This window comes from Flavobacterium difficile (genome assembly GCF_011392115.1).
Lineage (GTDB): Bacteria > Bacteroidota > Bacteroidia > Flavobacteriales > Flavobacteriaceae > Flavobacterium > Flavobacterium difficile.
This window is the reverse complement of record NZ_JAAJBT010000003.1, coordinates 34,758-46,108: the sequence shown is the minus strand read 5'-3', so window position 1 is coordinate 46,108 and position 11,351 is coordinate 34,758. Positions and strand designations below refer to the sequence as shown.

Below are 11,351 nucleotides of genomic sequence, written 5' to 3'. Positions count from 1 at the left end.
TTTTTGGAAAAGTAATACTCGATTTGGGGAAATTCTGTATTAATTTTTGCCTCAAAGACACTAAGACGCGAAGTTTTTTTATGTTTTTGAGGCAATTTCTAGTCTGATTTTAAAACTTAGACCCAGTTTGTATTTTCTTTGTCACTTTGTGGCGATAAATTAAAAATCAGCGTCAAAACTAATTTTTTGAGCTTCAATATCGGTATTCATTACGCCAGCTTTTTGGTATTCGGCTACCTTTTTCTCGAAGAAATTGGTTTTTCCTTGTAAAGAAATCATATCCATAAAATCAAATGGATTTGCGGTGTTGTATTCTCTATCGCAACCTAATTCTACTAATAATCTGTCTGCAACGAACTCTAAATATTGTGTCATTAACCCCGCATTCATTCCAATTAATGAAACTGGTAAACTTTCAGTAATAAATTCTCTTTCGATATTTAAGGCATCTACAATAATTGTTCGGATACGGTCTTTCGGCACTTTATTAATTAAGTGGTGATTGTGTAAGTGTACTGCAAAATCACAATGAACGCCTTCATCACGAGAAATCAATTCATTAGAAAATGTTAAACCTGGCATTAAACCACGTTTTTTCAACCAATAAATAGAACAGAAAGCACCTGAAAAGAAAATTCCTTCAACAGCAGCAAAAGCAATTAAACGTTCTGCAAAAGAATCAGATTCAATCCATCTTAAAGCCCAATCTGCTTTTTTCTTAATCGCAGGAAAAACTTCTAAAGCGTTAAAAAGCTCTGATTTTTCGGCTTCATCTTTCACGTAAGTATCAATTAAAAGAGAATACGTTTCGGAGTGAATGTTTTCCATCATGATTTGGAAACCGTAGAAAAACTTCGCTTCAGCATATTGTACTTCATTTACAAAGTTTTCTGCTAAATTCTCATTTACGATACCATCAGAAGCAGCAAAAAAAGCTAAAATATGTTTGATGAAATATTTTTCATCAGGAGACAATTTATTATTCCAATCGTTTAAATCTTGAGACAAATCAATTTCTTCAGCAGTCCAAAAACTGGCTTCCATTTTTTTATACCATTCCCAAATATCATGGTGCTTGATAGGAAAAATTACGAATCTGTTTTTGTTTTCTTGTAAAATCGGTTCTACGGTTGACATATATTCTTGATTTTTTAGTTGTATTTTTTAAATTTTTCTGCCTTACAAAAGTCAGTAATATTTTTAGAAAATGAAAGTCAAACTTATTCACAATTGAATGAAGTTTTTAACAATTTAAACCATTTACGAAATTACAAAATTATTTTATAACATTCTGAATTACAATAAATTAACTTTGCGTTAAACAAAATAAAAAATCGCCTTAACGTGCAGATTTTACACTTGTTAAGACGATTTTTAATACTGTTTTTTTAAGCTCTATTTTTTCAAATCTTCGGCTACTTTTTCTAATTCTTCATACCATGCTTTTCCAAATTTTCTCACCAAAGCTTCTTTTACAAATTTATAAACTGGAACTTGTAATTCTGCCCCTAAAGTACAAGCTTCAGAACAAATGTGCCATTTATGATAATTTACCGCTGAAAAATCAGAGTAATCTTTCACTCTTACGGGATACAAATGACAAGAAACTGGTTTTTTCCAATCTACCAAACCTTGATTATAAGCTTGTTCAATTCCGCAAAGTGCTGTTTGACCATCAAAAATAACGTATGCACAATCTTTTCCGTCGATTAATGTAGTTTCTAATTCACCATCCTCGCCAATTACGTGAGTACCTTGTGCTTCAATTGCAGCAATACCTTCTTTTCTAAGAAACGGTTTTACTTTCGGATAAATATCGGCTAATATTTGTGTTTCTTCTTTTGTTAAGGGCGCGCCAGCATCACCATCTACACAACAAGCGCCTTTACAAGCTGATAAATTACAAACGAAATCTTTTTCTAAAATTTCTTCAGAAACTATGGTTTTTTGAAGTTGAAACATGTTCTAAAATTTAAGGCGCAAAGATACGATTAAAAGTGTCAATTTTCAATTGAGAAAAGTAGCATTACCCAAAAATGTTAAAATTTCAATTTTAATAAACCTAATGAATCGTTAAATTCAAATACATTTTGAACAATATGACTATATTTGCAAAATAATTTACACTTAAGCTTGTGGCAATCGACTGGAAAGAAGTTTTTACGATATCAATGATTTTATTTGCCGTAATTGATATTTTGGGAAGTATTCCTATAATTGTCGATTTACGTAGTAAAATTGGACACATTCAATCAGAAAAGGCAACTATTGTTTCGGCAATTATAATGATTGTTTTTTTGTTTGTGGGCGAAGAAATTTTGAAATTAATTGGAATTGATGCTAAATCTTTTGCAGTTGCCGGTTCTTTTGTTTTGTTTTTTTTGGCTTTAGAAATGATTTTAGGCGTTCGCTTATATAAAGAAGACAATCCAACTACAGCCTCAATAGTTCCGATTGCCTTTCCATTAATTGCAGGCGCTGGTACTATGACGACCTTATTATCATTGCGTGCTGCCTACGACAAAGTAAACATCATAATAGCCATTTTGATAAATGTTATTTTAGTATATGGTGTGTTGAAATCGTCTGGAAAAATTGAAAAATTATTAGGAATTAATGGTTTAGGGATTATTAGAAAAGTTTTTGGTGTCATTTTATTAGCCATTTCTATAAAATTATTTGCCGCCAACATTAAAGGATTGTTTATATAAATTAAAATACAAATCGTTGTCAGTTAAACTATTATTAGCAAAAATTGACAAAAATTAATTGAATAAAAAATGAAAATATTTACCTACGTTGTTTATGCATTATCGTTGTTTACGATTGTATTTAATGCCACAAAAGTTAGCTTAGAAAAACCTTTTGAAGGAGAAAGCACTATTGCTTTAATTGGAATTATAGCTTCATTTTGTGCCATATTAATTGTAACACTTTTTATGGTTTCTAAAAAACTTGTAGATCAAACGAAATAATACTTTTTGTGTAATTGTGCAGTCGAAGAAACGCTTTATTGCATGATTAATCAGAATTAAATTAAAAATATAAATTTAAGATTTTTATTTCATCTTATATGTTCGACGTTTTAATAATTGGCGGTGGTGTTTCGGGAGTTTCTGCAGCCTTAATTTTTGGTTCTGCTAAAGAGAAATCTTTTATGACGGATAAAAAAATTGGTATTGTTGCGCATCAGAAAAGTTCGTCGTTACAAAACGCACTATTTAATAACGCTTATGGCATTGCACCAGGAAAATTAGGTAGCGATTTATTAAACGAAAGTTTAACACACTTAGCTGCAATCTATCCACATATTACTCAAATTGAAGGTGAAAAAGTATTAAAAATTTCTGGAGAATCAGGAAATTTTACCATTCAAACCAATATGAACGTTTATCAATCCAAAATAGTAATCATTGGTATTGGAGCTGGAAATCCGTTTACTATAGAAGGTTTAGAAAACTATATTATTCCACATAAAAAAGCAGCTCCAGAGAAAAACAGGATTCAATTAGAAAATAACGACCATTTAGTTACAACAGGTATTTACGCAATCGGAACTTTAGCCGGACACAGAAGTCAGCTCGTAATCGCTGCTGGAAGTGGTGCAAGTGCAGCTACTGATATTTTAACTTTATGGAACAACGGACAACCTGTTCAAGTGCATGATTCAGTGAAAGTATAGACGGCGACAAAATTATTCTTTTTGATAGATTTTTTTGTATTCCTCAGATTTTGTGATTAGAAATTGCAGCAAAGTCATTTTATCTGAATTTTCAACTGCTTCTTTTGAATTGGGATCGAAACTACAAAAATTTAAAAATTCTTCTATTTCTTCTGGTTTGATTTTCAAACTAGAAATTAAAAAGTCATTCGTATAACTTTGAGCAGTAAAAGTTCTAAACTGAACAGGTTCTTTAGGTTTATAAGGAGTTGTGTCTTTGCTTTTAAACAATCCTACAATCAATTTACCTATCGCCATAAAATTCATTCCATTTGGAATAGAGCCATCATTAAAAGCAACACTAGGTTTGTTATTTGGAATTAAAGGCATTCCAGTTTTTAATCCTTTTAAAAAGGGTTGTTGTTTTTCGACAATAACTTCTTCAATTGTAGTAGATTTTTGAAAAAATTCAATTTCTAAACTTTTGTTGAAATCAAATAACGAATCTACATATACCTTAACAATATCATATTCTTTGTGATAAAAAGTAATCCAATTTGAAGTTGTGGCTTTAATTTCAAAAGCTCCTTCTGTATTTGTTTTTACAACGTCTTTACTCGATATATTTATTACCTCAACCTCTTGAACAGGTAAACCATTAGAGACAACTTTACCTTTTATGTTCTGTGAAAAACAAGTTTGAAAGAAACAGTAAAAGAATAAAAAACCTGTAATTTTAATTTTCATACCTATAGATTAAGTAGGTCAAAATTAAAAGAATATTAACAGCTTATAGTTAAGCTAAATACAAAGTATGTCAATATTTTCTTAAATTACTTCTGTTTTTCTAAAACCTTTTGAATCATTTTATCTTTTGGAAGTATGGTTTGATAATAAAGCGTATCATTAAATAATTGCTTTAAAAATTCGGCATATAAGTAAGTTAATATTTGTTCTTTTTGTTTAGATAAATTAAAAAGCAATCCGTTAGCGGTTACGTATTCTTTAAATTGGTTGAAATATTTATCATTTTTAAATACTTCTTTTTTAAGATCCAAAGCATTCATTTTACTAAAAAAAGACCTGTTTTTATCTAACTTTTCAAAAGCATAATAGCTCATAATATCCGATTGAAGCAGTAGTTCTAAGCCTTCTTGGTTGTGATTCTTTTCAATGGGTACAAAAACATCAGGAATAATTCCGCCTCCGCCATATACAATTCTTCCTTTTTTAGTTTTAAATTTTAAACTATCTGCCACTTTTATGCTGTCTGCTTCATATAATTCTCCGCTTAAGAAACGTTTCTCGAATTCGTTAAAATATTTTTCTCCTTTGTCTTCATAGGGTTTTTGTATGCTTCTTCCTGAAGGCGTGTAATATCTTGCAATGGTTAATCGGACAGCTGAACCGTCGTTCATTTTCATTTCTCTTTGTACCAAACCTTTTCCAAATGATCGACGACCAACAATGGTACCTCTATCATTATCCTGAATAGCACCCGCAAAAATTTCACTTGCAGAAGCGCTATTTTCGTCAATTAAAACATACAATCTTCCAGATTCAAAAACGCCTTTTTCGGTGGCGTACGATAAATCTTCCGTTCCTTTTTTATTTTTGGTTTTAACGATAAGTTGATTGTCTTTTAAAAACTCGTCTGCCATTGCCACCGCCATTTCTAAATAACCACCTCCATTTTCTCGTAAATCAACAATTAACTCTTTTATTCCTTGTTTATTTAAAGAGACTAAAGCTTTATGAAACTCATCATAGGTAGTTTCTGCAAAACGGTTGACTTTGATATAGCCTGTTTTTTCATTAATTTTTGTGGCTACATCAATACTTTTCACAGGAATTACATCTCTTGTAACTGTCACTTTAAACTTCTTCTTTTCAGATTTTCTGTATACAGTTAGTTGAATAGGACTACCAACTTCACCTTTTAGAATAGGAAATAATGTTTCAGATTGATATTTTTTCTTGAAAAGTTGTTTGTTATTTGCGAATAAAATTCTGTCACCAGCTCGAATACCTGCTTTGGCTGACGGCCCGTTTGGAATGGGTTTTATCACCGTTAAGGTATCTTTATACATGTAGAAATTAACACCTATTCCCACAAAATTTCCTTCCATACTTTCAGCAACAGAAGCCAATTGTTCTTTGGGAATATAAGTAGAATGCGGATCGAGGTTTTCTAAAATTCCGGTAACGGTTAAATCTACAATAGAATCGGAATTTACTTTATCTACATATTCGTTATCTATAAAATCAATTAACTTATTTAGTTTTAATTTCCCTTCCGTTTTTGTGCCGATTTGAGCATTTTTCAAAACTTCCATTTTATTACCCAAAAGCAAACCACCTGCAAAAGACATGGCGATAATTACAGGAATAAAAACATAATATTTGTTTTGATGTTTACTCATTTAAATTTTGTATGTGTTCGACTTCAACGCCAGCTTTTCTTAAAAAATCGACACCAGAAGTATCTTTATATTCCTCTAAATACACCACTCTTTTTATCCCAGATTGATGGATTAATTTACTACATTCTTTGCACGGTGAAAGGGTTATATATAACGTGGCACCTTCACAGGATTGCGTGGAACGCGCTACTTTTAAAATGGCATTGGCTTCTGCATGAAGCACATACCATTTTGTTAAATTTTCTTCGTCTTCACAGCAATTTTCAAAACCACTTGGCGTTCCGTTATAACCGTCAGAAATAATCATTCTATCTCTAACAATAATTGCGCCAACTTGTTTTCTTTTACAGTAAGACAATTTACCCCATTCGGTTGCGATGCGCAAATAGGCTTGGTCGTATTTTAATTTTTTCTTTTCTTTCATGTTAAATTTTTGCCACGAAAACACTAAGTCACTAAGTTTTTTTGTTTTGTGAATCTTTGTGAATTAACTTTTATTTAAAAATTTCGCTTTGCATGATCATAGGCAAAACTACGCCAATAATAAATGCTGACAAGACTAAAGCCCAATCTCTTTTTGAAAACCTGAACACCGTTTGGACAATATATGCAAGTATTAAAACAATAATTACAACTACTATTTGAGCCGCTTCAATTCCTAATGCGAACTCTAATAAAGGAAATAATTTATCGGAATTGCTTCCTACCATAATTGTATTGAAATAATTCGAAAAACCTAAACCGTGAATCAATCCAAAAAAAACGGTGACTAATGCTACAAAAGTGATACTTTCTTTTTTACCTGATTTTCCTGCAGTGAACAAATGAAAAAAAGCGGTAATTAAAATAGTTATTGGAATTAAAAACTCTACCACATTCACCTGAATTTTTACAATTCCGAATACGGATAAAAATAAGGCCAAAGTATGTCCGATCGTAAACAAAGAAACTAATAACAAAACACGCTGCCAATCTTTAAAAGCATACGGAATCATTAGGGCGATTAGAAACAAAATATGGTCATAAGCACCCATGTCTAAAACGTGCTTTAATCCCATATTGAAATATATTAAAAATTCTTGCATAACAGTAGGTTAAATGATTTTCAAACTTACAGAATTTTAGGGAAATAAAAAAGCGACATTTCTGCCGCTTTTGAGATTATTAATTATTTTGCCTTTTCCATAAATTCTTCAGCTTTTTCTACCATGGTTTTTACGCCGCAGAAAAAAGGAACGCGTTGATGTAATGTTGTTGGAACAATTTCCATGGTCCTTCCGAAACCATCGGATGCTTTTCCACCTGCTTGTTCGGCAATAAATGCCATTGGATTGCATTCGTACAACAAACGTAATTTTCCTTTTGGCGCTTTTGAACTGGTTGGATAAATATAAATGCCACCTTTTATCATGTTTCTGTGAAAATCGGAAACCAGACTACCAATATATCGAGAAGTATATGGTCGGTCTTCTTCTTCTAACTGACAATATTTAATATAATCTTTCACACCTTGTGGAAAATGCACATAATTTCCTTCATTGATTGAATAGATACTTCCGTTTTCAGGAAATTTCATATTTGGATGTGACAAATAAAACGTTCCGATCGCTGGATTTAAGGTAAAACCGTTAACACCATGTCCAGTGGTGTATACCAACATAGTAGATGTTCCGTAAATTACATAACCTGCAGCAACTTGTGCAGTTCCTGGTTGCAAGAAATCAGCTAAAGTGACTGGCGTACCAATTGGAGTTACGCGTTTGTATACAGAAAAAATGGTTCCCACAGAAACGTTAACGTCGATATTAGAAGATCCGTCTAGTGGATCCATTAATACTACATATTTGTTATTATGACTATCATCTGAACCTGCAACCGTAATGAAATCGTCGTTTTCTTCAGAAGCAATACCGCAAACAATTTCTCTATTGATTAACGTTTGAATGAAAACTTCATTTGCATAAACATCCAGTTTCTGTTGGTCTTCACCCTGAATGTTCTGATCGCCTGCTGCTCCAACAATATCTACTAAACCAGCTTTATTCACTTTGTAATTAACTACTTTAGCTGCTAAACGAATAGAATTTATAATTCTGGATAATTCACCAGAAGAATATTGATGTGCTTTCTGGTTTTCGATGATAAATTCACCAAGAGTTTTGTTTCTTTCTTCCATTACGAAATCGATTGAGTTGAATTGTTGCGCAAATTTACACAATTTTATATGAAAACTTTAAGTGTTTCAAAAAATTAAAATTCAGCCTTAAAGAGTAAAAAATTTAAATTTTATTTAAAAATATAAATTTTTGTTATATTTTTAAATTATTTTTTCAAAACAAATGCTATTAAGTACATTTGCTTGATTTTATAACAATTTCATCTTTCAAATATTTCATACTATATGTTACAAATAAGAAAAGGAACCCCTCAAGATATGCCAGCCGTTCTGGCATTAATTACAGAATTAGCTATTTTTGAAAAAGAACCTGATGCTGTGGTAATTTCAACTGAAGATTTAGTACGAGATGGTTTTACTGAAAATCCTTTATTTCATACTTTTGTAGCAGAGCTGAATGAAGAAATTATAGGCGTAGCTTTATATTATTACCGTTTTTCTACCTGGAAAGGAAAAACCATTCACTTAGAGGACTTAATTGTAAAAGAAAACAATCGCGGCACTGGCGCAGGATTTGCTTTATATTCTGAAATTATCAAACAAGGTAAAAAAGACAATGTTCGAAGAATAGAATGGAATGTTTTGGATTGGAACACACCGGCCATAAAATTTTACGAAAAAAGTGGCGCAAAAGTTTTATCCGATTGGCGTGTCGTGCACATGGATGAAGTTGGAATCGAAACTTTTTTAAATAACTAACAAACACAACTTAAAATAATAAAATGGAAATCTTCAAATTTGGTGGTGCATCAGTAAAAGATGCTGCTGGAGTAAAAAATGTTTTAGAAGTATTAAAAACAGTAGGACATGAAAATGTGTTATTGGTAATTTCAGCAATGGGTAAAACGACAAACGCATTGGAAATTGTAATTAAAAATTACTTCGATAAATCTAACGAATTATATGCTTCGCTTCAAGACATTAGAAAATATCACAATCAAATTCTTTTAGATTTATTTGACGACGAAGAACATGAAGTGTTTTTTGATGTGAATGCACATTTTGACGATTTAGAATATTTTGTAAGAAGTAATAAAAGTCCGAATTATCCATTTGTTTATGATCAAATTATAAGTATTGGTGAGTTAGTTTCAACAACTATTGTTAGCCATTATTTAAATTTTGCTGGAATTTCTAATCAATGGTTAGATGTGCGTCAGTACATTAAAACAGATAATAATTACCGCGATGCGAATGTAGATTGGGACCATTCTCAGAAATTAATTTCGAAAATCAACAGAAAAAAATCATTATTTGTTACGCAAGGATTTATAGGTTCAGATGAAAACAACTTTACCACTACTTTAGGTCGTGAAGGTTCGGATTATACTGCGGCAATTTTCGCGTATTGTTTAGGCGCAGAAAGTGTTACCATTTGGAAAGACGTTCCTGGAGTGTTAAACGCCGACCCAAGATATTTTGAAAATGCAGTTTTGTTAAATCAGATTTCGTATCGAGAAGCAATAGAATTGGCTTTTTATGGCGCAAGTGTAATTCACCCGAAAACCTTACAACCTTTACAGAAAAAAGAAATTCCTTTATTCGTAAAATCATTTATCAATCCGACTTTACCTGGAACAAAAGTGAGCAAAGGCGTTGATTTAGAACCAAAAACATCATGTTTTATTGTAAAGAAAAATCAGATTTTAATTTCGCTGTCTTCAATTGATTTCTCTTTCATTATGGAAGAAAACATCAGTGAAATTTTTGCCTTATTTCATAAATATAAAATTAAGGTAAGCTTAATTCAGAATTCGGCGATTAGTTTTTCGGTTTGTGTGGAAGATAAATTTGAAAAATTCAATGAATTAAAAACCATTTTATCAAAAAAATTCAAAGTCTCTTACAACGAAAATGTTTCTTTATATACCATTCGTCATTTTGATGCGATTTCTGCAGAAGTAGTAGAAAAAGATAAAACTGTTTTAGTGAAACAAATTAGCCGCGAAACCTTGCAAATTGTAACGCAGTAATTTAAAAGAGCCAAAGCAAAAGTAAAAAGAGTCAAGTTGAAAGTAATTGGCCTTACAAATCAAAACTATCACTTTCAATACAATTTTAAATTTTACTTAAGATGCTTTAATCCGAAAAACTTTCCTGTAACTATTTTAGTCACAAAAGTTCGTGGCTAAAGAAATTAAACGCCTAATTAACATTAATTTAATTAGGCGTTTTTTTTTGCTTCAATTATTTAATTTTCTATTGTCTTTAACTTAATACTCAACTCATTACTTTGCCGAAACAATACAGAACGTATTATGGCAAGAATAGTTGATGTTGTAGTTATTTCCGACACGCACTTGGGAACTTATGGTTGTCAGGCTAAGGAACTCCTTTCTTATTTAAAATCTGTTACTCCAAAAACACTGATTATCAATGGTGATTTCATTGATATTTGGCAGTTTAAAAAAAGTTACTTTCCAAAACCACATTTAAAAGTCATTAAAAAAATTATTGATTTAGCTACTAAAGGTACTGAAGTAGTATACATATTGGGAAATCATGATGAATTTTTGCGCCGTTTTGCCGATACAAATTTTGGAAATATTGAATTGACCAATAAAAAAATAATGGATCTTGATGGAAAGAAAGCTTGGTTTTTTCATGGTGATGTTTTTGATGCATCTGTACAACATTCGAAATGGATTGCAAAATTAGGCGGTTGGGGTTACGATTTTTTAATTCGACTAAATGTATTGTCTAATTGGTTTTTAACTCAAATGGGAAAAGAAAAATATTCGTTTTCGAAAAAGATTAAAAACAACGTAAAAAAAGCTGTAAAATTTATCGGAAATTTTGAAGATGCAGCAACAGAATTAGCCATTGAAAATAATTTCGATTATGTGATTTGTGGACACATCCATCAACCTCAAATTAGAAAAGTAGCAAGTAAAAAAGGAAGTTGTATGTATTTGAATAGTGGCGATTGGATAGAGAATTTAACCGCTTTAGAATACAATAACAAAACATGGAAGATATATACCTACGATAAAAATGATTTTAATGACGAATTAGAAAACGACATTAACGATATCGTACTAAAAAACATTGACGAATTAATTAAAGAAGTTGTTGCATTTAACTAAATAAA

13 protein-coding genes are annotated in these 11,351 nt (G+C 31.2%); 6 read left to right on the top strand and 7 right to left on the bottom strand.

Annotated features, from left to right (window positions below; translation table 11 throughout):
- Positions 1–159: 159 nt before the first annotated feature.
- Together G4D72_RS06295 and G4D72_RS06290 are read right to left on the bottom strand one after the other, a co-directional pair.
- Positions 160–1,137 carry a ribonucleotide-diphosphate reductase subunit beta gene (locus tag G4D72_RS06295; RefSeq protein WP_166076806.1) on the bottom strand — a complete coding sequence of 326 codons (978 nt, stop codon included), beginning with the start codon at positions 1,135–1,137 and terminating at the stop codon, positions 160–162.
- 258 nt (positions 1,138–1,395) lie between these two features.
- Entirely contained in the window at positions 1,396–1,962 is a 567-nt protein-coding gene (locus G4D72_RS06290; protein WP_166076805.1) for a DUF3109 family protein, read from the bottom strand.
- Between the two features lie 173 nt (positions 1,963–2,135).
- Between G4D72_RS06290 and G4D72_RS06285 the strand changes: the two genes are divergently transcribed.
- From G4D72_RS06285 to G4D72_RS06275, 3 genes are all read left to right on the top strand, one after another.
- The gene (locus G4D72_RS06285) at positions 2,136–2,711 is read left to right on the top strand and encodes a MarC family protein (protein WP_317165231.1); all 576 of its coding nucleotides are present in this window, start codon (positions 2,136–2,138) and stop codon (positions 2,709–2,711) included.
- A 69-nt stretch (positions 2,712–2,780) separates the two neighbouring features.
- Positions 2,781–2,975 (top strand): hypothetical protein, encoded by a 195-nt coding sequence (locus tag G4D72_RS06280; RefSeq protein WP_166076804.1) that lies wholly within the window; start codon positions 2,781–2,783, stop codon positions 2,973–2,975.
- Between the two features lie 98 nt (positions 2,976–3,073).
- A complete protein-coding gene (locus G4D72_RS06275; RefSeq protein WP_166076803.1) occupies positions 3,074–3,682 on the top strand; it encodes an FAD-dependent oxidoreductase in 609 nt (202 codons plus the stop codon).
- 12 nt (positions 3,683–3,694) lie between these two features.
- On the opposite strand, the gene G4D72_RS06270 is transcribed toward G4D72_RS06275, so the two are convergent.
- The 5 genes from G4D72_RS06270 to fbp all read right to left on the bottom strand — a co-directional run bounded on the left by G4D72_RS06270 (position 3,695) and on the right by fbp (position 8,260).
- Positions 3,695–4,408, bottom strand: a complete 714-nt coding sequence (locus tag G4D72_RS06270) for a transthyretin-like family protein (protein WP_166076802.1) — start codon at positions 4,406–4,408, stop codon at positions 3,695–3,697.
- Positions 4,409–4,494: 86 nt separating this feature from the next.
- Positions 4,495–6,084, bottom strand: coding sequence for a S41 family peptidase (locus G4D72_RS06265; RefSeq protein ID WP_166076801.1), 1,590 nt, complete (start codon positions 6,082–6,084; stop codon positions 4,495–4,497).
- Positions 6,077–6,508, bottom strand: coding sequence for a deoxycytidylate deaminase (locus tag G4D72_RS06260; RefSeq protein ID WP_166076800.1), 432 nt, complete (start codon positions 6,506–6,508; stop codon positions 6,077–6,079). Before G4D72_RS06260 ends, G4D72_RS06265 begins: the two co-directional genes overlap by 8 nt.
- A gap of 70 nt (positions 6,509–6,578) precedes the next feature.
- On the bottom strand, positions 6,579–7,169 hold the full coding sequence (locus G4D72_RS06255; protein WP_166076799.1) for a HupE/UreJ family protein: 591 nt from the start codon (positions 7,167–7,169) through the stop codon (positions 6,579–6,581).
- Between the two features lie 83 nt (positions 7,170–7,252).
- Positions 7,253–8,260, bottom strand: a complete 1,008-nt coding sequence (gene fbp / locus G4D72_RS06250; RefSeq protein ID WP_166076798.1) for a class 1 fructose-bisphosphatase — start codon at positions 8,258–8,260, stop codon at positions 7,253–7,255.
- Between the two features lie 225 nt (positions 8,261–8,485).
- On the opposite strand from fbp, the gene G4D72_RS06245 reads away from it, so the two are divergent.
- The 3 genes from G4D72_RS06245 (at position 8,486) to G4D72_RS06235 (ending at position 11,346) form a co-directional block, all read left to right on the top strand.
- Entirely contained in the window at positions 8,486–8,959 is a 474-nt protein-coding gene (locus tag G4D72_RS06245) for a GNAT family N-acetyltransferase (protein ID WP_166076797.1), read from the top strand.
- A 23-nt stretch (positions 8,960–8,982) separates the two neighbouring features.
- A complete protein-coding gene (locus G4D72_RS06240) occupies positions 8,983–10,233 on the top strand; it encodes an aspartate kinase (protein WP_166076796.1) in 1,251 nt (416 codons plus the stop codon).
- Between the two features lie 285 nt (positions 10,234–10,518).
- Positions 10,519–11,346, top strand: a complete 828-nt coding sequence (locus G4D72_RS06235; protein ID WP_166076795.1) for a UDP-2,3-diacylglucosamine diphosphatase — start codon at positions 10,519–10,521, stop codon at positions 11,344–11,346.
- Positions 11,347–11,351: the final 5 nt, after the last annotated feature.